Source organism: Azospirillum sp. P4_B5 (genome assembly GCF_056402275.1).
In genome coordinates, this window is the sequence record NZ_JBFUHT010000025.1 from 25,535 (window position 1) to 45,178 (window position 19,644).

The 19,644-nt window shown below is 70.6% G+C and carries 13 protein-coding genes; 6 read left to right on the forward strand and 7 right to left on the reverse strand.

All coding sequences use genetic code 11. The features are described from left to right. Nucleotides 1-38: 38 nt before the first annotated feature. The 3 genes from AC1DVI_RS19470 to AC1DVI_RS19480 all read right to left on the reverse strand — a co-directional run bounded on the left by AC1DVI_RS19470 (nt 39) and on the right by AC1DVI_RS19480 (nt 4,784). Nucleotides 39-1,259 carry a polyhydroxyalkanoate depolymerase gene (locus AC1DVI_RS19470; RefSeq protein ID WP_476959415.1) on the reverse strand — a complete coding sequence of 407 codons (1,221 nt, stop codon included), beginning with the start codon at nt 1,257-1,259 and terminating at the stop codon, nt 39-41. 307 nt (nt 1,260-1,566) lie between these two features. Then, nucleotides 1,567-2,379: an endonuclease/exonuclease/phosphatase family protein gene (locus AC1DVI_RS19475; RefSeq protein ID WP_051658011.1), complete on the reverse strand. Its 813-nt coding sequence runs from the start codon at nt 2,377-2,379 to the stop codon at nt 1,567-1,569. After that, complete coding sequence (locus AC1DVI_RS19480) at nt 2,376-4,784, reverse strand: VTT domain-containing protein (protein ID WP_476959385.1); 2,409 nt, start codon at nt 4,782-4,784, stop codon at nt 2,376-2,378. The genes AC1DVI_RS19475 and AC1DVI_RS19480 overlap by 4 nt, the downstream gene beginning before the upstream one ends. A 272-nt stretch (nt 4,785-5,056) precedes the next feature. Between AC1DVI_RS19480 and AC1DVI_RS19485 the strand changes: the two genes are divergently transcribed. The 4 genes from AC1DVI_RS19485 (at nt 5,057) to AC1DVI_RS19500 (ending at nt 10,784) form a co-directional block, all read left to right on the forward strand. Next, the gene (locus tag AC1DVI_RS19485) at nt 5,057-5,767 is read left to right on the forward strand and encodes an ABC transporter permease subunit (RefSeq protein WP_476959386.1); all 711 of its coding nucleotides are present in this window, start codon (nt 5,057-5,059) and stop codon (nt 5,765-5,767) included. Next, nucleotides 5,767-6,570, forward strand: a complete 804-nt coding sequence (locus tag AC1DVI_RS19490; protein ID WP_476959387.1) for an ABC transporter permease subunit — start codon at nt 5,767-5,769, stop codon at nt 6,568-6,570. The genes AC1DVI_RS19485 and AC1DVI_RS19490 overlap by 1 nt, the downstream gene beginning before the upstream one ends. Continuing rightward, nucleotides 6,567-8,297, forward strand: a complete 1,731-nt coding sequence (locus AC1DVI_RS19495; RefSeq protein WP_476959388.1) for an oligopeptide/dipeptide ABC transporter ATP-binding protein — start codon at nt 6,567-6,569, stop codon at nt 8,295-8,297. The genes AC1DVI_RS19490 and AC1DVI_RS19495 overlap by 4 nt, the downstream gene beginning before the upstream one ends. Before the next feature lie 186 nt (nt 8,298-8,483). Beyond that, a complete protein-coding gene (locus AC1DVI_RS19500; protein WP_476959389.1) occupies nt 8,484-10,784 on the forward strand; it encodes a mechanosensitive ion channel domain-containing protein in 2,301 nt (766 codons plus the stop codon). Between the two features lie 43 nt (nt 10,785-10,827). Here the strand turns inward: AC1DVI_RS19500 and AC1DVI_RS19505 are convergent, their stop codons facing one another. Further along, a complete protein-coding gene (locus tag AC1DVI_RS19505) occupies nt 10,828-12,477 on the reverse strand; it encodes a DUF3369 domain-containing protein (protein WP_476959390.1) in 1,650 nt (549 codons plus the stop codon). A 287-nt stretch (nt 12,478-12,764) separates the two neighbouring features. Here AC1DVI_RS19505 and AC1DVI_RS19510 point away from each other — a divergent pair, with 287 nt between their 5' ends. Beyond that, a complete protein-coding gene (locus tag AC1DVI_RS19510; protein ID WP_476959391.1) occupies nt 12,765-13,475 on the forward strand; it encodes an orotate phosphoribosyltransferase in 711 nt (236 codons plus the stop codon). A gap of 48 nt (nt 13,476-13,523) precedes the next feature. Here AC1DVI_RS19510 and AC1DVI_RS19515 read toward each other — a convergent pair whose 3' ends face one another. The 3 genes from AC1DVI_RS19515 to AC1DVI_RS19525 all read right to left on the reverse strand — a co-directional run bounded on the left by AC1DVI_RS19515 (nt 13,524) and on the right by AC1DVI_RS19525 (nt 17,952). Further along, nucleotides 13,524-15,350, reverse strand: coding sequence for a glycoside hydrolase family 17 protein (locus AC1DVI_RS19515; RefSeq protein ID WP_476959392.1), 1,827 nt, complete (start codon nt 15,348-15,350; stop codon nt 13,524-13,526). Nucleotides 15,351-15,553: 203 nt separating this feature from the next. Further along, complete coding sequence (locus AC1DVI_RS19520; RefSeq protein ID WP_476959393.1) at nt 15,554-16,327, reverse strand: ferredoxin--NADP reductase; 774 nt, start codon at nt 16,325-16,327, stop codon at nt 15,554-15,556. A gap of 182 nt (nt 16,328-16,509) precedes the next feature. Then, nucleotides 16,510-17,952: a helix-turn-helix domain-containing protein gene (locus AC1DVI_RS19525; protein WP_149165506.1), complete on the reverse strand. Its 1,443-nt coding sequence runs from the start codon at nt 17,950-17,952 to the stop codon at nt 16,510-16,512. Nucleotides 17,953-18,140: 188 nt separating this feature from the next. Between AC1DVI_RS19525 and aceA the strand changes: the two genes are divergently transcribed. Then, complete coding sequence (gene aceA / locus AC1DVI_RS19530; RefSeq protein ID WP_145623284.1) at nt 18,141-19,418, forward strand: isocitrate lyase; 1,278 nt, start codon at nt 18,141-18,143, stop codon at nt 19,416-19,418. Nucleotides 19,419-19,644 lie beyond the last annotated feature (226 nt).

Sequence of the window (19,644 nt, forward strand, 5' to 3'; positions counted from 1 at the left end):
CGCCMCGCCGCAGCGCGGCGGGCGGGGGCTGACGGGCTTCAATCGTGCTTGCGGATGAACTCCCGCACCGCCGGCATGATGCTTTCGCGCCAGCGCCGGCCGTTGAAGATGCCGTAGTGGCCGACGCCCTTCTGGAAATGGCGGGTGCGCATGTCGTCGGGCAGCGAGGCGCAGAGCCGGTGCGCCGCCTCGGTCTGGCCGGGGGCGGAGATGTCGTCCAGCTCGCCCTCCACCGTCATCACGGCGGTCCGGCGGATCGCCGCCGGCTCCACCTTGCGCCCACGCGACTCCATGGTGCCGTTGGCGAGCGCGTGCTTCTGGAACACCGTCTCGATGGTCTGCAGGTAGAATTCCGCCGACAGGTCCATCACCGACAGATACTCGTCGTAGAAGCGGCGGTGCTGCTCCGCGGAATCACCGTCGCCGCGGACGAGGTGGCGGAACAGGCCGACATGCTCCCCGATGTGGCGGTCCAGGTTCATCGACATGAAGCCGGAGAGCTGGACGAAGCCCGGATAGACCTGACGGAAGCCGCCCGGATAATAGGCCGGGACGGTGGTGACGACGTTGCGCTCGAACCAGGACAGCGGGTGGGTCGCCGCCAGCTTCACCGGCACGGTCGGGTTGGCCATCGGGTCGATGGGGCCGCCCATCAGCGTCATGGAGCGCGGCTGCACCGCCTCGTCCCCCGCCGCCATCAGCGACACCGCGGCGAGAACCGGCACCACCGGCTGGCACACCGCGATGACGTGGGTCTGCGGCCCCAGGAAGCGGATCTGCTCCGTCACCGTGTCAATGTAGTCGTCCAGGTCGAACCGGCCGCGCGCCAGCGGCACCAGCCGGGCGTCGATCCAGTCGGTGACGAAGACGTCGTGGTCGGCCAGCAGCGCCGCCACCGTGCCGCGCAGCAGCGTCGCGTGGTGCCCCGACATCGGGGCGACCAGCAGGACGCGCGGCTGCGCCGGGGTGCCCTCCGGCTTGGCGAAGTGCAGCAGGTTGCAGAAGGGCTTGCGATGGGCGATGCGCTCGGTGATGGCCACCGTCTCGCCGTTCACCACCGTGGTCTTCAGGCCGAATTCCGGCTTTGGGAAGCGGCGGGTGGTGCGCTCCAGCAGTTCCGCGCCGGCGGCCATGGCGCGACCGACGCGGGTGTAGGACACCGGGCTGAACGGGTTCTGGAAAGTGTGCTGGGTCGCTTCGGCCAGGAGGCGCATCGGGCGCAGAGCGGCGTGCTGCAGATCGTAGAGATGGTAGAGCAACATGTCCTCGCTTCAGCGGTTGGTCCCACGCCCGGTCGGCTGGGTGCCGTCATTGGTCGGCCGTCATTGGTCGTATGACCAACCGATAGATTGGCCAGCCCTTATCCGGAAGGTCAATAGCCGACACCCGTTCTCGGGCAAAAAACTTACATGGGAAACAGTCAGCGACACGAAACAGACCGCGCAACGCTGCACTGCAAAGGAGGCAAGGCAGGAGGATCAAGACCAAAGAAAAAGGCGCGCCCGCGGAACCGCGCACGCGCCTTGCAACAATCAAGGGTCCGGCATACCCGAGCGGGAATATCGGTTATGGCACCGCCACGGTGGCGCGCACCGGCAGATGGTCGGACGCGCGGCGCGTCAGCACCGTGCGCACCACCTCATAGGACGGGATGGTCAGCCCGTTGTTCACATAGATGCGATCGAGCCGCAGCGTGGGCATCCGCGCGTGGAAGCTGCGCGGGCTGGCCCAGTCGGGGAAGGCCTCGGCCAGCTTGCGCAGCCGGGGGGAGTTCGGCGCCCATTCGTTGAGGTCGCCCATGAACAGGGTCGGCAGGGCCGGCTGTTCCTCCAGCCGGTCCACGATGGCGCCGACTTGGCGCGCCCGCTCCCACGGGTCGAGGCCGAGATGGGCGACGATGATGCGCACCGGGCGCCCCTCCACCTCGACGATCACGTCGATGCCGCCGCGCGGCTCCCGCCGGCCGACGCTGAGGTCGATGGGTTCGCATTTCAGGACCGGCAGCCGGGTCAGGATGGCGTTGCCGTAATGGGCGTGGGCGTTGTGCTTGGTCGGGCCGGCATGAGCCTTCAGGCCGGTCGCCCGTTCAAGGAAGGCGAACTGGTCCAGCCCGGACTCGCCGCGGTGGTGCCAGCCGACCTCCTGGAGCCCGACCAGATCGACGTCCAGCTCCTTGATGACCTCGGCGATGCGGTCCGGCGCGAAGCGCGCGTCCAGCCCGACGCAGCTGTGGATGTTCCAGGTCGCCACGCGCAGCGGCGCCATGCCCTCCGGCACCGGGCCGCTGCGGCTGTCGACGCGGCGCTTCGGGCGGCGGACGCGGGCGGCGCGCAACGCGGAGGCGATCCGCTGCACACGCTCTCGGCTGAATCGGATCACCGCTGTTGGTCTCCCTTCGCTGTCTCTCCGGTGGCTGGCCCGGTGGCCGGCCCCGTGGCCGGCCGTTTCGCCGCCAGGACCCGCACCAGCCGATTGCCGGCCCAGCCGAGCCCCAGCGCGGTCACCGCCGCCAGCCCCAGAAGAACCATGTCGGTGGGCGTCGGTTCCGTCAACACACGCTCAAGCTGGTGCCCGAGCAGGTTGAAGACAAGAATTCCCGGCGCCATCCCCAGGATCGTCCCGAACAGATAGTCGGGAAACCGGATGCGGGAAGCCCCCGCGACGAGGTTCACCACGGTGAAGGGCGCCACCGGCACCACCCGCAGCGCCGCCATGGCCAGCACGCCGCGTTCGCCGAGCGCGGCGCTGGCCCGCCGCACCACCGCGCCGCCGTAGCGCTCGATGGGGCGCCGGCCGGTGAGGCGGCCCACCCAGAACAGCGCCGCGGCGGAGGCCAGCACCCCGGCCAGCGCGGTGGGGAAGCCCAGCCACGGCCCCAGCGCGATGGCCGTCGCCGCGATCAGCAGCAGCACCGGAAACAGCACGAAGCCCCCGGCGACATAAAGCAGGATCAGCCACAGCGGCCCGAAGGCCGACTCGCGCAGGCGCTCGAACGCCCCCAGGACGGCGTCCAGGGTTGCCCAGTCGCGCAGCGGCGTGTGGTTCCACAGCCCCCAGACCCCGCCGACCACCGCCAGGATGACCGCCAGCGCCAGCCAGTGGTGGCGCCGCGGGATGCGCGACGGCAGGACGCGCCACACGATGTCCGCCGCCCCCACCGGGCGTTCGGGGTCGAAGAGCATGGAATCGGCGACGGCGGCGGCCAGCAGGCCGGGGTCGGCGTCCTCCAGCGGTTCCAGCGTCCGCCCGCCGGGCCGGCGCAGCGTCTCCACCGTGCGGATGAGCGAGCCGGAGCGGCGCAACTCCGCCGTCACGCTTTCCGGCGCCACCCCGAGATGCTCGGCGATCAGATCGTCGCGCACCCCGGCGATGGCCAGCCGGGCCTCGCGCCCCTCCACACGCCCGTGCGGCGCCTCCAGCGCCAGATCGCATTCGGTGTCCAGCCCCATCGACCGGTTGTTCAGGTTGGCCGAGCCGATGCGCAGAAGCCGGTCGTCCACCACCATCACCTTGGCATGGATGGTGATGCCGACGCTGCCGGTTTTGGCGCTCTCGGTCTTCGCCTCACCGGTTTTGGCGATGTAGAAGCGGAAGCGCCCGTTCCGGTCGGCCTCGCGCAGTTCCTTCACCAACCGGGCGCGGGCGCCGAGCATCACGGTGTTCTCCAGCCAGCTCGACGTGCGGGCGGAGTTGACGACCACCACCTCCGGCCCGTCCGGCTCGGCCAGCCGCGCCTTCAGCGCCTCGGCGACGGCGACCGAGGCGAAATACTGGCTTTCCATGTAGATGAAGCGCTCGGCCGCGGCGATGGCGGCGGTGTAGAGCGCCTCGACCTCCCGCACCTCGACGCGCCCGTTGTAGTGGGGCTCGGTGCGGGCGATGCCGACGGGCATGCCCTTGAGCAGCGGGACGAGCTGTTGCGGCCAGGGGTCGGGACTGTCCGGCCCGGCCCGGCGCGCCTTCAGCCGCAGCCGCCGGGGACGCTTGCCGTCGGAAACGCCGCCGCCGCCGCCAAGCACGTCCATGGCGGGCGGCGACAGCACGCAGCCGGTGGCGCGGCGCCAGCGTTCGCGGAACAGGTCGCCCAGCGCGCGGGCGGCGGCGCCGTCCACCGCCATCATCACGTCGTGGAAGGGCTCGTAGGGGGTGCCGTCCGGCTGGCGGCGCAGCGGCTCGTCGGCGCGGTGGGCGCGGGTGTCCCAGCGGTTGGCGGTGATGTCCAGCCCGCCGCAGAAGGCCAGCCGGTCGTCGATCACCAGCATCTTCTGATGGTGGCAGGCCCCGGCGGGATGGTCGCCGTCCAGCCGGTACTGGAGCCGCGGATGGCTGAGCCAGCCGCGCAGGAACAGCGGCTGCGACCAGCGGGCCAGATCGAACAGCTCGGCAAAGTCCCACTTCAGCACATGGATGGTCAGGTCCGGGCGGGTCGCGGCCAGCCAGTTCAGCAGGTTGCCCAGCTTGTCGGGGCGGCGCGGGTGGCGCGTCTGCGGGGTCATCCGGATGCGGGCGTCGAAGTCCCAGGCGGTCAGGTAGATGCTGCGCCGCGCCTGCCGCATCGCCGCCTTGGCGAGCGCGAAGTAGTCCTCGGCATCGACGATGACCCCGACCCGCTCCGCCCGCTCCACCCGCCAGCAGGTGCGGCCCGGCACCAGCAGCGGGTCCGCGGCCGCCGTGGAGAGCGCGCCGGTGAGCCCCCCAGTGAGCGCTGGGTCCGGCGGCGTGGAGAGGGACGGCTGGTCGGGCATGGGACGCGGCTGGACCGGGGTTCCTGCGGGGATCGGCATCGGGGGTTCACATATGGTGCGTCCGGGGCGGGCTGCGACCGGCCAGGAAGGCGAATGCCCGAACAACACCGCAGCCGCCCAACCCTCCCCGCCCCCCGCCGAGAGGCGAAATTCCATTGCCCGACCGGCCGGGACCTGGGTACCGTCAGGAGAAATCCATTCGTGTCCGCCATTGTCCCGTGTCTCATTTGTTATGGCCCGCCTGTTGTGATCCGCTTGTCCGCTCCTCCGTCGACTCCACCCGTCACGGCCACCCTCCCTCGGCAGGGCCGATGCTGAGGCTCGTCCTGCGCCGGGTGCTGGCCGTGGTGCCGGCCCTGCTGGGCCTCGCGCTCGCCGCCGCCGTGGTGGCCGCGCTGGCGGGACCCGGCTGGGCGCCGGCACTGGGCGCCATGCTGGCCGCCCTGCCGGCGACGCTGGCGCTGGTTTTGCCGGCGCTGGCGCTGGGGACCGTGCTCGGCGCCCTGCTCGGCGCGATGGGCGGGGCGGGCGGCGCCGTGCTGGGCGGGGTGGGTCCGGCCATGCCGGGCTTTCTGCTGGCCGCGGTCTTCGCCGCCACGCTGGCGAAGGCGCCTTTCCTGCTGGCCCTTGCCGCCCTCGCCCTGCCCGCCGCTGCTCAGGCCGCGACGCTTGCCGGCCGGGCGCGGGCGGGGGCGGAGGACACCGTTCTGCTGGCGGCCCGTGGGCGGGGAATCGACGGCTCCGCCCTGCTCTGGCGGCTCGCCCTGCCGCTCGGCCTGTCGGCGGCGGCGGGCGGCCTGCGCAGCGCCGCGGCCGGAACGGTGACCGCGGCCGTGGCGGTGGAAAGCCTGTTCGGGACCGGCCTTTCCGGTGCCGGGCGGCTGTTCGTCGAGGCGGCGCGCGCCGGGGACACCGGCATGGCCTTCGCCGCGCTCGCCGGGCTGTGCGGCCTCGCCGTGCTGCTGGGCGCCCTGGGCGGCGCGCTGCGCGGCTGGATCGACCCGCGCGCCCGGATGGCCTGATGCACGGACCCGCCGGCACCGACTCTCATTGGCGCGACGGCCCCTGGCAGAAAGCCGGGCAGCGGCTGACCGCGCATCGGCCCGCCGCCGCGGGGCTGACCGTTCTCGCGGCGCTGATGCTGGCGGTCGCGGCCGGCCTCGTCGCCGGGGGCGGCCCGGTGGGGGCGGCGCTGGCCGCCGGGCACCAGAGCCTGACCTTCGCGCTGCTCGCCGGGCTGGGCGGGGCCGCCCTCGGCCTGTTCTGGGCCGCCGCCGCGGTGGCTCTGGGCGAGCGGGCGGAGCGGATGATGATGGCGCCTGCCGCCGCCCTGACCGGCCTGCCCCTGGCGCTGGTCCTGCCGCTGGCCGGCGGATTGCTGGGTCCGGAGCGCGGGCTGGCGCCGATGGCGGTGGTGACCGCCCTGAGCGCCGCCCCGGCGGTGGCCGTCATCGCGCGGGACGAGCTGCGCGCCCTGCTGCGCCGGGAGTTCCTGAGCGCCGCCCAGGCCGCCGGAATTCCCAACGGACGCCGGCTGCGCCGCCACATCCTGCCCAACGCGGTCCTGCCGCTCGCCGCCGCGGCCTGGACCGCCCTTCCCCGCGCCCTGATGGCGGAAAGCCTCGCCAGCCTGCTCGGCCTCGGCCTGCCGGAGGGGGTGACCGGCTGGGGAACCGCCATCGGCGCGGCGGCACGCGCGGGCGACGCCGTGGCATTGGCCGGGCCGGCGCTGCTGCTGGCGCTGACCCTGTGGGCGCTGCACGGGGTGGGCGATGGGATGCGGCTGGCCTTCTCAACAGCCGCCACCGCAGGAGGGCGCCGGTGAGCGGAACGGACGACGGCGCGCCGCTGCGGGTGGAGGGGCTGTCCCTGCTGACCAGCCGCGACATCCTGCTCGACCGGCTGAGCTTCGCCGTCGAGCCCGGCGAGGTGCTGGCCCTGTCGGGCGGCGCCGGGGCGGGCAAGACGCTGCTGCTGCGCGCGCTGGCCGGGCTGGCCCCGAAAGGCGTCACGGTGCTGGGGGACATCCAGATCCGGGGGCGGCGCATCCTGGTCACCCAGGACGGCGCCCTGGACCCGCTTCGCACGCTGGGTGCCCAGTTCGTGGAGTTGCTGTCCCGACAGTCCGGGTTGGACGAGCGCGCCGCCCTGCGCCGTGCCGCCGAGGCGCTGGAGCGCTTCCAGGTGCCAGCCGCCGCGCGCCGGCTGGCGCTCCACCCGCACGAGCTGGGTGAGGCGATGCGCTGGCGGGCCGCGCTGGCGCTGGCCATGGCGGCGGAGCCGGCGCTGCTGCTCGCCGACGCCCCCGCCGCCGCACTCGACCCCACCCAGCGCGTCCGCCTGCTGAGCGACCTCGCCGCCTGGACGCGCGAGGCCGGGACGGCGCTGCTGCTGGCTGGACGCCCGCAACCCGATCCGGTTCCTTCCGGTCTGGCCCGCTCCAATCTGGCCGACCGCCGCGTGATCCTGGCCCAAGGGCGCCTGGAAGCGCCGGAGGAGGAGCCCACCCCCGCCCCGCCCCCGATGGAGCCGGCGCCCTCCGGCCCGCCCATCCTGTCGGTGCGCGACCTGCGCGTCGCCTTCCCGCTGGGGCGGGGCTGGCGCGGTGAGGAGCGCTGGCTGACCGTCGTGGACGGCCTGTCCATCGAACTGGCCGAGGGCGAGACGCTGGCCCTGCTCGGCGAGACGGGCAGCGGCAAGTCGGTGCTGGCCCGCGCCATCCTGCGGCTGGTGCCGCCGGTCGGCGGTCAGGTGTCCTGGCTGGGCACCGACCTCGCCGCCGCCCCGCCGGAGGCGATGCGCCGGGCGCGGCGGGATCTGCAAATCCTCTTCCCCGATCCGCTGGCCGCCTTCGACCCGCTGATGACCATCGGCGCTCAGCTCGCCGAGACGCTGGAGTCGCTGCATCCTTCCCGCTCCGCCGCCCAATCCACAGCCGACCGCGCCGCGCGGCTGGCCGAGGCGCTGGAGGAGGTCGGGCTTCCCGCGGCGGTCCTCGACCTCCATCCCGGCGCGCTCCTTCCGGCCGAGGCGGCGCGCGCCGGGCTGGCCCGCGCCCTGCTGCCGGAGCCGCGCCTGCTGGTCTGCGACGAACCGGCGGCGACGCTCGACGGGGCGGAGCGGGCCGACTTCCTGGCCCTGCTGCAGGCGATCCGCCGCCGCCGCCGGCTGGCCCTGCTCTACGCCACCCAGGACGCCGGGGAGGGCTTGCGGATGGCCCGGCGGGTGCTGGTGCTCCTGCTCGGCCGGATCGTCGAGTCGGCGGACAGCGCGGTTCTGGCGGCCGGAGCGCGCCACCCCTACAGCCGCGCGCTGATCGCGGCGGCCGGCTTGGCCCGACCGGCGCTGCACGGCGATCCGCCGTCGCCCCTGCGCCCGCCGACCGGCTGCGCCCTGCGGCTGCGCTGCCCGCTCGCCCATGACGGCTGCGCCCAGGTCCCCCCGACGCTCGCCCCCGTGGCGCCGGGCCACCGAGTCGCCTGTCATGTCGCGCAGGACGACGCGCAAGATGGTGCTCAAGACGACGCCCAGGTTGGCGGAAAAGCCCCCTGAACCCCTGTCCGGAGCCCGCCGGCGCCGCGGGCGGGGCCGCAATTCCGTCCCAAAAAGGTCTGAAACTGCGCGGGTTGGCAAGGAGGCGGGCACGGGATAACGTCCCCGGCCTTCACGCCCGCATTGCTGAAATCACGGAAAAGGACAGGGATGCTTCGCGCACGCACCCGGTGGACGGTCCCCTGCATGGGCGCACTCGCCGTCCTTCTGCTGCTTCTCGCCGGCCTCGCCGCGCCGTCGCTGGCCGCCGGCCCCGTTCCGGGCGCCGCCATGCCGGCCCCCGCCGCCGCAGCCCCCGAGGAACCCGCCGGCTCGCCCGATCCGACGCCCGAGCAGATGCAGGCGATGATCACGACGCTGGAGGACCCGGCGGCCCGCGCCCGGCTGGTCGAGCAGTTGAAGGCGTTGGTCGCCGCGCAGAAGGGGCTGGAGCAGGCCAAGGCCGAGGAGGCCCCGGCGGCCAGCACCCTGCCCGAGACCATCGGCGCCAGCGCCCTGTCCTTCCTGGCCGAGCGCATGGACGTGCTGAGCCGCCAGCTCGTCCAGGTCGGCAACGTGTTCAAGGAGCTGCCCGGCGCCATCGAGTGGGCGAACCGGCAGATGGTCGACCCGTCCGCCCGCGACCGCTGGGTGCAGATCGCCATCCAGCTGACGATGATCCTGACCGCCGGTCTGGCGATCGAGCGCTTCGTCGGCTGGCTGCTCGCCCGCCCGCGCAACGCGCTGGCCGCCCGCCGGGGCACCACGGTGCTGGTGCGCTTGCCGCTGCTGCTCGGCCGCGCGCTGCTGGAGCTGGCGCCCATCGCCGCCTTCATCGTCGTCGCCTACGCCATCCTGTCGGTCAGCGAGCCGGGGCCGCGCGTCCGGCTGGTCGCGCTGGCGGTCATCAACGCCACCGTCATCCTGCAGATCCTGCTGGTCGCCGCCCGCATCCTGATCTCGCCCTTCGCGCCGTCCCTGCGGATGGTGCGGGTGGGCGACGCCAACGCGCTGCGCCTCTACCGCTGGGTCCGCCGGCTGGCCGCGGTCGGCGTCTACGGCTATTTCCTGGCGGAGGGCGCCTATGTGCTGGGCCTGCCGCTCGGCGCCTACGGGGCGCTGCTGAAGCTGCTGGGGCTGGCCATTGCCGGCATGCTGATCGCGCTGATCCTGCAGAACCGCCGCATCGTCGCCGACTGGATGCACGGCAACCCGCTGTCCGGCGACGGCGACCCGACGGCCACCGCGGAGCGCGAGTCGGAGGGCCAGGGCGCCGTCCTGCGCTCCGCCCGCCGCCGCTTCGCCGACGTCTGGCACGTGCTGGCGATCATCTACGTGGTGGTGACCTTCGGCGTCTGGGTGCTGAACGTCTATGGCGGGTTCGAGTATCTGGCCCGCGCCACCGGCACCACCATCCTGGTCGCGGTGATCGCCCGGCTGCTGGTGAACGGCATCAACCGCGGCCTGCGCCGGGGCCTGCGCATGGTCCCGGACAGCCAGGGCGCCCTGCCGCCGCTGAAGGACCGCGCCTCGCTCTACCTGCCCTTCCTGCACCGTGTGGTGAAGACGGTGATCTGGGTCGGCGCGGCGATGATGATCCTTTACGGCTGGGGCTTCGACACGCTGGCCTGGACGGACACGCGGCTGGGCCAGCGCATCCTGCGCAGCACGGTCACCATCGGCCTTCTGCTCGTCGGCTCCATCGTCGCCTGGGAGGTGGTGAGCGCGATGATCGAGCGCTTCCTCGCCTCCACCGACCGCAACGGCACGCGGATCGAGCGCAGCGCGCGGGTGCGCACCCTGCTGCCGCTGCTGCGCAACGCCTTCCTGGTGGTGCTGGTGACCATGGTGTCGCTGATCACCCTGTCGGAGCTGGGCGTCAACATCGCGCCGCTGCTGGCCGGTGCCGGTGTGGTCGGTCTGGCCGTCGGCTTCGGGTCGCAGACCCTGGTCAAGGACATCATCACCGGCCTGTTCATCCTGTTCGAGGACAGCATCTCCATCGGCGATGTTGTGGACGTCGGCGGCGGCCATTCCGGCGTGGTCGAGGCCATCTCCATCCGCTCCATCCGGCTGCGCGACGGGTCGGGCGCCATCCACACGGTGCCCTTCAACTCGGTCAGCACCGTCAAGAACATGTCGAAGGACTTCTCCTACGCCCTGTTCGAGGTGCGGGTCGCCTACCGCGAGGACCCCGACCGCGTGATCGAGCTGCTGAAGGAGATCGGCACGAGCCTGCAGACCGACGCGCTGTTCGCGCCCGACATCATGGCGCCGCTGGAGGTGATGGGCCTGGACAAGTTCCAGCCCGACTCGACCCAGCTGATCACCGCGCGCTTCAAGACCCGCCCGACCCGGCAGTGGGGCGTGTCGCGCGAGTTCAACCGCCGCATGAGGAAGCGCTTCGAGGAGTTGGGGGTGGAGGTGCCGACCGGCTCCATGCAGCTCATCGTCGGCGGCAACCATCCCGACCGCGCCCTGGCCGAGGCGCTCAGCCAAGGTTCTTAAAAAGGCCGGGGCTCGTAAATGGAACGGTGCGGCCGGGGGCTGTCTACGCCTCCGGCCCGCCGCGCTCCAGGACCGCGACGAAGGCGCTGACGACGCGCGGGTCGAAATGCCGGCCCGCCTCGGCGCGGATCAGATCGACCACCGCCGCCGGTTCCCACGCCTCCTTGTAGGGGCGGCGGTGCAGGAGGGCGTCGTAGACGTCGGCGACCGCCACGATGCGGCCCGACAGCGGGATGGCGTCGCCCGCCAGCCCGTGGGGATAGCCGGTGCCGTCGAACTTCTCGTGGTGGCTCTCGGCGATCTCCGCCCCCATCGACAGATAGCTGCGGCCGCCGACCGGGCCGGAGGCGTCGCGCAGGATGCGCCCGCCGATGGTCGCGTGCTCCCGCATCTGGGTGATTTCCTCGGGAGCCAGCTTGCCGGGCTTGCGCAGGATCTGGTCGGGGATGGCGACCTTGCCGACGTCGTGCAGCATGCTGGCCAGCCCGATCAGCTCGCAGAAAAGGTCGTCCGCCGCGCCGCCGCAGGCGCCCTGCGCCTGGAGTTCCCGCGCGATGGCGGTGGCCCAGCGGCCGATGCGCCGGACATGCTCCCCGGTGACCTCGTCCTTGTATTCGGCCAGCTTGCCCAGGGCGTGCACCGTGGCGATCTGAGCGAGGCGGAGTTGTTCGTAAAGGGCCACGTTGTCGAACCCGACCGACATCCGGGAGCAGAAAATCTCCAGCAGCCGACGCTCGAAGTCGGGCAGGCCGCCATGCCCGCCGATGAACAGCGCGCCGGGGCCGGGGCTCCGGGTCTGGAACGGTGCGACGCTGTGGTCGTCGCGGTGCAGGCTGCAGCCCCGCGCCAGGGCGGCGGCGATGTCGGCGCAGGCCGCGTCCGGCAGCACGGCGCCGACCGGCCGGCCGGCGGCATCGGCGAAGACGCCGGTTCCGCACAGCACCACCGCCTCCCACGACCGGTCGTGCGGCGCCGGGCTTTCCGAATTGGGACCTTCCGGATTGGGGCCTTCCGGATTTAGGCCGGACGGCACCGCGCACAGGAAGGCGCCGGCCGCCCGCGGCAGCAGGGCGGCGACCCGCTCCACCACGCCGACGGCGAAGCGGTCCATGGAGCGCTGCTCGAACAGGGCGCCGGCGGCGTCGACGATCGTCTCCAGCCCCTGCCGGTTCCGCTCGATCGTGTCGATGTGCTGGTAGGAGCGCAGGGCGGCCACCGTGGTGGTGAACAGCTTCTGGGCGGTCAGCTCGCTCTTGGCCTTGTAGTCGTTGATGTCGTAGCTGACGATCACCTGCCGTTCCGGCGCCTGGCCGGGCTGGCCGGTGCGCAGGATGATGCGGACCCGCCGGTTGCCCAGCACCTCGCGGATGTGATGGACCAGACGCAGGCCGGCGTCCTCCGTCTCCATCACCACGTCCAGCAGGACGGCGGCGATGTCGGGATGGTCGTTCAGGATCGCCCGCGCCTCGCCCCCCGAATGGGCGGACAGGAAATGCAGGCGCCGCCCGTCGAAGGTCACGTCGTTCAGCACGACGCGGGTGATCGCGTGCACCTCCGGATCGTCGTCGACGATCAGCAGCTTCCAGGGAGCGGCGGCGGGGCCGGACGTCGCGGACAACGGATCTGGAGCGTCCTCGTCGGCGAACAGCAGGTCGTCGTCCTCGTCCTGGCCCCAGCCCTGGATGTCCGACATCGCCGCTCCCCGCCCCGCTCTGCCAAGCTGCATGGCTACAATTCGATTCTCTTTTTCAACGTTTGATGCGGTTCGTGTCAACCGCCCCGGCGAGTCCGCGCACACGACTGCAGGCGGAGGGAGGCTGCGGCGCGTTGTCTTCCCCCGTTCCGGCTACCACCAAAGCGCCCATCCCGGCGCGTGTGGAGGGGTTGCAGCCCGCCCCGAACGGGGGATCATCGGGAGAAAGGTGTGAGGCGAAAAAAACCGAAGCTGAGAAAACAACGGGAAAACGACGGGGGCAGGGCATGATACCGGACGCTTGGGACATCGAACTGCGCGAAGGGGCCATCAGCGTGGCCCGCCATCTGATCGAAACCGGCTGCGTCCGGTACGACCCGGACCATCTGTGCCGCCACGGGTCTGGGCTGGTCAGCCCGATCCATCTGGAGGGGCGGCGGCTGCTCTCCTACCCCGCGGTGCGCGACGAGGTGCTCGACTTCGCGCTGCGAATGATCGAACAGGAGATCGGCGACGGCGAGTTGGACGCCATCGCCGCCGCCGAGGGGGCCGGCGTGCCCTGGGCCGCGCTGATCGCCGACCGGATGGAGCTTCCCCTCGTTTTCGTGCGCAAGGAGGCGCCGGAGGGCCAGCAGGATTACAAGCACCGGATCGAAGGGCGGGTGGAGCCGGGCTGGCGCGTGCTCCTGGTCGAGCAGATCGCCGCCGACGGCCACCGAAAGGCCCGCTTCGCCCAGCCGCTGAAGGAGGCGGGCTGCGACGTGCGCGACCTGTTCGTGCTGTTCCAATACGGGATTTTCGACGAGATCCAGGAGCATCTGGCCCCGCTGGGCATCACGATGCACGCGCTGGCGACCTGGTGGGACGTGCTGGAGGTGGCGAACCGCGGCCATTACCTGAACGGGCAGGCCCAGGGCGAAATCCACGCCTATCTGCACGACCCCAAGCGCTGGACCGCGGAGCACCAGAAAGGCCGGAAAAGCGAGAAGGCGGCCTGAAGCGGAGCATGTCCCCTCTCCCACGCCAAGCGGGAGAGGGGGAACCGGTCACTGCCCGGCGATGCGGGCCCACTGGTGGCCGGCGCGGGCGGTTTCGCCACAGCGGGCGGCCAGGACGGCGGCGGCGTAGGGCACCGCCAGCAAAAGCTGAAGACTGGCCCAGGACAGCGCTTCCCAGTTCGGGCTGGTCCAAACCACCTCGTGCAGGGCCTCCATGATGGGAAGCTGCCCGTAGATCAGCGACTCCATCGGAACCACGCCTTCCGCCAGCACGGTCAGCAGCGCGCCGAGCAGCAGCAGGGCGGCCAGCGCCGACTCCAGCGGCAGGCGGCGGACGGCGCCGCACAGGCCGCTCGCCGGAGCATCGGCCACCGGGGAATCAGCGACTGGGACGGCGGGGCGGAACAACCCGCCGATTCCCCAGGCGGCCAGCGCTCCCGTGCCCTCCGGGCGCCGCGTGGCGCGCATGGCGCCGAGCGCCAGCAGGCCGAGCGCCGGCAGGGCGAAGTACCAGTTGGGGAAGTCGCGGTAGCGCCCGTCGAAGACGATCAGGAAGCCCCAGACGATCCCCAGCAGGGCGAGAACCACGGCGGCGGCCTTGCCCACCGTCTCCAGCCGCGACAGCGCCGGACGGCCGCGCAGCGGGGCCAGCGGTTCCAGCGCCAGACCGCCGCTGCCCAGCGCCCGCCGGGCGGCCAGCAGGACGGCCATCGACAGCACGGCCGTCGCCGCCAGCATGACGACGGACAGCGCCACGTCCTGCGGGTAGTGCTTGCCGTGCAGGGCCCCCCAGACGGCGTGGACGTAGAGGGTGGACAGCGCCTGCGCCAGGAAGGCCAGGGCGGCGAAGGCCCCGGCGGTCAGCGGACGGCCGCGCAGGGTCAGTCCGATGACGAGCGCCAGCGCGAGGCCGGAGGAGACCCCGAACAGCATCGGCCATTGGCGGTTCTCCACCACCGGCCCGGCCAGGGCGAACTTCGCCTGACGGTCGGCGGTGTAGAGGCCCCAGTGGCCGCCCACCGTGCCCTCCAGCTTGGCCTTCCAGCCCTGGTCGAAGGCTTCGATCACGTTGTAGTCGAAGCCCTCCTGCTCGGCGAGGCGGACGAAGCCGTTGACGAACTTGGCCTTGTTGACCAGCCCGGTGACCGCGGCGCCGCGCGACCGGCCTTCCGTCGGCCAGCCGGTCTCGCCGACCAGGATCGGCTTGCCGGGAAAGCGCTGGGCGATGGTGCGGTAGCTGCCGCGGATGCGCTCCATGGCGCCGGCCACGTCGGTCGGAACGTCCTCCCAATAGGGCAGCAGGTGGATGGTCAGGTAATCGACGTGATCCGCGATCTGCGGATACTTCAGCCACCATTCCCAGACGTCGGCGTAGGACACCGGCTGCTTCACCGCCGCCTTCACGCGGTCGATGTAGCCGGTCACCTGCTCCGGCGTCAGCTCGCGGCGCAGCAGCACCTCGTTGCCGACGATCACGCGGGTGATGACGTCCGGGTAGCGGTTGGCGAGGTCGATGAGGGAGGCGACCTCCTTCTCGTTCTTGTCCAGCCGCGACGACAGCCACGCTCCCATGGTGACCTGCATGCCGTGGCGGCGCGCCAGTTCCGGCACCACCTCCAGCCCCTCCAGCGCGGTGTAGGTGCGCACCCCCGCCACCTGCGGGGCGAGGGCCGCCAGATCCTCGTCGATCTGTTCGGTGCTGGGGAATTTTTGCGTCAGCGGGCTCTGGCCGTCGCGGAAGGGCGCGAAGGACACGCTTTTCAACTTGCCGCCGGGCGGCGGGTCGAGCGGCACCGGCTGGTTCGGCAGCGACCAGACGGCAAAATTCGCGAGGCCGGCCACGAGCAGCACGGCGAGGATCGTGATGAGGCGCATGGAGGGGATGTCTACACCAAATGCGGGATCGGCAAAACGGTCTGGCGAACCGCGTAGCTCCAGAAGGAAAACGGGCGCGCCCCCGGAAGGGAGGCGCGCCCGTCAAGGACCGGTCGGACCCGACCGGGCCGACTGGTGTTGATGACGTGCCATCGTCACGATCCATCAACGAACCACGGCCCGCTTTATTCCAGCGATTCCGCTCAGCGTTCCACAAAAGCCTTTTCGATCACGTAATGACCGGGTTCGCCGTTGTGGCCCATGGAGAAGCCCAGCTCGTTCATGATGCCGCTGGTCTCGTCCAGCATGGCCGGACTGCCGCAGATCATCACGCGGTCGACCTCGCGGTCGAAGGGGGCCAGACCGACGTCCGAGAACAGCTTGCCGTTGCGGATCAGGTCGGTGATCCGGCCCTGGTTGCGGAAGGGCTCGCGCGTCACCGTCGGGTAATAGATCAGCTTCTGCGCCACGTCCTCCCCGAAGAACTCGTTCTCCGGCAGGACGCTGTTGATGATGTCGCCGTACGCCAGCTCGCCCACCGTACGCGTCGTGTGGGTCAGGATCACCTTGTCGAACCGGGCGTACATCTCCGGGTCCTTGATGATGCTGAGGAACGGGGCGAGGCCCGTGCCGGTGCTGAGCAGGTACAGGTTGCGGCCCGGCAGCAGGTTGTCGGTGACCAGCGTGCCCGTCGCCTTGCGGTTGACCAGCAGCGTGTCGCCTTCCTTGAGGTGCTGGAGGCGCGAGGTCAGCGGGCCGTCCTGCACCTTGATCGAGAAGAACTCCAGCGTCTCCTCGTAGCTGGCGCTGACCAGGCTGTACGCGCGCAGCAGCGGCCGGCCGTTCACCTCCAGGCCGATCATGGTGAACTGTCCGGGATCGAAACGGAACGAGGGATCGCGCGTGGTGGTGAAGCTGAACAGCGTGTCCGTCCAGTGGTGAACGCGCAGGACGCGCTCATGAATCAGATTGCTCATGGAATCCGCAGGTCCGTTTCGGTGACCGGCATGCCGTGGCCGGTGTCGTTTCAGAAGCCAAGCCGTGCCGCATTGCAGCACATCTCTTTAACAACAAATTCGTCAACAGACCACTAATTTATACCAACAATTTTGTTGTGGCTTTTCGGTTACCACAAGACGGTATTGCAAAATAAACGGCCCTACTCTCCCGCCGGCGGGGCGAAGAGATAGGGCGACAAACCGCGCAGATTCTCATCGACAATCAAGCGGTGGTTCAGCGGCGGGAAGGCGCGCTGTGAGCAATCCAATCGCGGACAGAGCCGGCAATTCACACCGATGGGCGTCGCCGCCTCGGTGTTTTCGAGATCCACACCGTCCGCATAGGTGATCTGCGCCGCGTGCTGGAGGTCGCAGCCCAGCGCGATGGCGAATTGCTGCGGCGGGCTGCGGAAGCCGCCGCCGGCCTTCACCACCGTGCGGGCGATGGAGAAATAGGTGGTGCCGTCGGGCATCTGGGCCAGCTGGCTGTGGATCTTTCCCGGCGTTCGGAAGGCCTCGTAGACGATCCAGCGGGCGCAGCCGCCGCCGAAGCGCGCCAGATGGAAGCCGGCGCCGGAAAAGCGCTTGGACACGTTGCCGGCGCTGTCCACCCGCATCAGGAAGAAGGGAACGCCCTTCGCCCCCGGCCGCTGCAGCGTGGTCAGCCGCTGGCAGACCTGCTCGAACGAGGCATCGAACCGGCGCCGCAATATTTCGATGTCGTATCGAACCTGATTGGCCGCCTCCCAGAAGCGGGCGTAGGGCATCACCACCGCCGCCGCGAAATAGTTGGCGAGACCGATGCGGGCCAGCCGCCGCGCCTCGTCGCCGGTCAGGCCCGACGCCTCCACGATGTGGTTCAGCAGGTCGCGGTGGCGCAGCAGGGCGATCTGGCAGGCGAGCTGGAAGTTGCGCCCGGACGGCGCCAGCATCTCCGACAGCAGGATGCGCCGCCCGTGCCGGTCGAACCGGCGCACCGCGTAGCCCATGATGTCGGACGGCAGGAGCCGGACGCGGACGCTGTGGTTGTTCAGCAGATAGTCGGTCAGGCCCCGGTAGAGGTCGCCCTTCTCCAGCCGGCCCTCCTGCCACAGCTCCTCCGCCGCCGTCTCCAGCTCGGCGAAGTGGTTGGAATGGGCCTGGAACAGGTCGCGCACCTCGTCCTGCGGGAAGGAGGAGGTCTGGACCAGATGCAGCTTCTCGCGGTCGGCCACCCGTTCCGACAGGGTCTGCAGGTCGTCGCGGCTGGTGCGGAAGGCGCGGTAGAGCGCCACCACCGCCTGCCCCAGCGTCGGGGCGACCGCCGCCAGTTCGCGGAAATCCTGGTTCTTGATGTCGGAGCCGTCGAACAGCGGGTCGGCGAAGACCTCGCGCAGGCCCGCCACCAGACGGCTTTCCTCGTCCTCGGCGAAGCTTTGCAGGTCCACCCCGAACTGCTGGCCCAGCTTCAGCAGCAGCGGCACGGTGACCGGTCGCTGGTTGTGCTCGATCAGGTTCAGGTAGCTGGGGGAGATGCCCAGCTGCTCGGCCATCTGGGCCTGGGTCAGCCCATGGTCGCGGCGCAGCCGACGCACCTTCGGACCCAGCATCGCCTTCTTGTCCATGACCGCCCCAACTCCAGCTGAGCAGATTTACAATATTTACTGATTTACAGAGCTTTTCGGACGGCAGTTTACAAACAGACCCTTTTACAAACAAGGGCATGTTGCAAGGCAGCGAAGAGCGTTTTAGTTGTTTTGTCAGGGCAGCGCTCAAAAGCAGCGCAACGGTGACGAAAAGAAGGAAAACGACCATGTCGCTCGATGAAAAGACCAAGGCCGCTCTCCGCGCCGCGCGTTTCGAAGGCATCAAGCGCGATTACACCCAGGACGACGTGAAGCGCCTCAGCGGCTCGGTCAAGATCGAGTACACGCTGGCCGAGATGGGCGCCCAGCGCCTGTGGGAGCTGCTGAACACCGAGCCGTACATCAACACGCTGGGCGCCCTGACCGGCAACCAGGCGATGCAGGCGGTGAAGGCCGGCCTGAAGGCCATCTACCTGTCGGGTTGGCAGGTCGCCGGCGACGCCAACCTGGCCGGCCAGATGTACCCGGACCAGAGCCTGTACCCGGCCAACTCGGTGCCGGCGGTGGTCGAGCGCATCAACAACACTTTCAAGCGCGCCGACGAGATTCAGACGGCCGAGGGCAAGGGCGACACCTACTGGTTCGCGCCGATCATCGCGGATGCCGAGGCCGGCTTCGGCGGCCCGCTGAACGTCTTCGAGCTAATGAAGGCGATGATCAAGGCCGGCGCCTCGGGCGTCCACTTCGAGGACCAGCTCGCGTCGGAGAAGAAGTGCGGCCATCTCGGCGGCAAGGTGCTGATCCCGACGCAGCAGCACATCCGCACGCTGAACGCCGCCCGTCTGGCCGCCGACACCATGGGCACCTCGACCATCGTGCTCTGCCGCACCGACGCGGAGTCCGCGCAGCTCATCACCTCGGACGTCGACGAGCGCGACCATCCCTTCATCGACTTCGACGCCGGCCGCACCTCGGAGGGCTTCTTCCGCCTGAAGAAGGGCACAGGCGTCGAGCATTGCATCGCCCGCGGCCTGTCCTACGCCCCCTACTCCGACCTGCTGTGGTGGGAGACCTCCCGCCCGAACCTGGAGGAGGCCAAGCGCTTCGCCGAGGCGATCCGCAAGGAGTTCCCGAACAAGCTGCTGGCCTACAACTGCTCGCCGAGCTTCAACTGGAAGGCCAACCTGGACGAGGCGGACATCGCCAAGTTCCAGCGCGAGATCGGCGCCATGGGCTACAAGTTCCAGTTCGTGACGCTGGCCGGCTTCCACAGCCTGAACTACTCGGCCTTCAAGCTGGCCAAGGGCTACGCGGCGCGCGGCATGGCCGCCTACTCGGAGTTGCAGGAGGCGGAGTTTGCGGCGGAGGCCGAAGGCTACACCGCGACCAAGCACCAGCGCGAGGTCGGCACCGGCTACTTCGACGCGGTCGCCACGGCGATCTCGGGCGGCCAGTCCTCCACCACCGCCTACAAGGACTCCACCGAGGCCGATCAGTTCCATTGATCGAAGGGCTGGGCGCGTCCGGTTCCATCCGCCGGACGCGCCCGCTTTGAACGAGACAGCACTTTGCCCCCGCAAAGTGTGAAAGGGTCATACGGCCGCCCATCGCGGCAGCCTCCCCGGCTCGGGCCGTATGACCGGTTTGCGCCGATCCTCGGACGGTTGGCCTCGGCCCGCCGCTCCGGTGACCGGTGGTTCCCGATCCGGTGTGCGAGCCGGATCTCTTCGA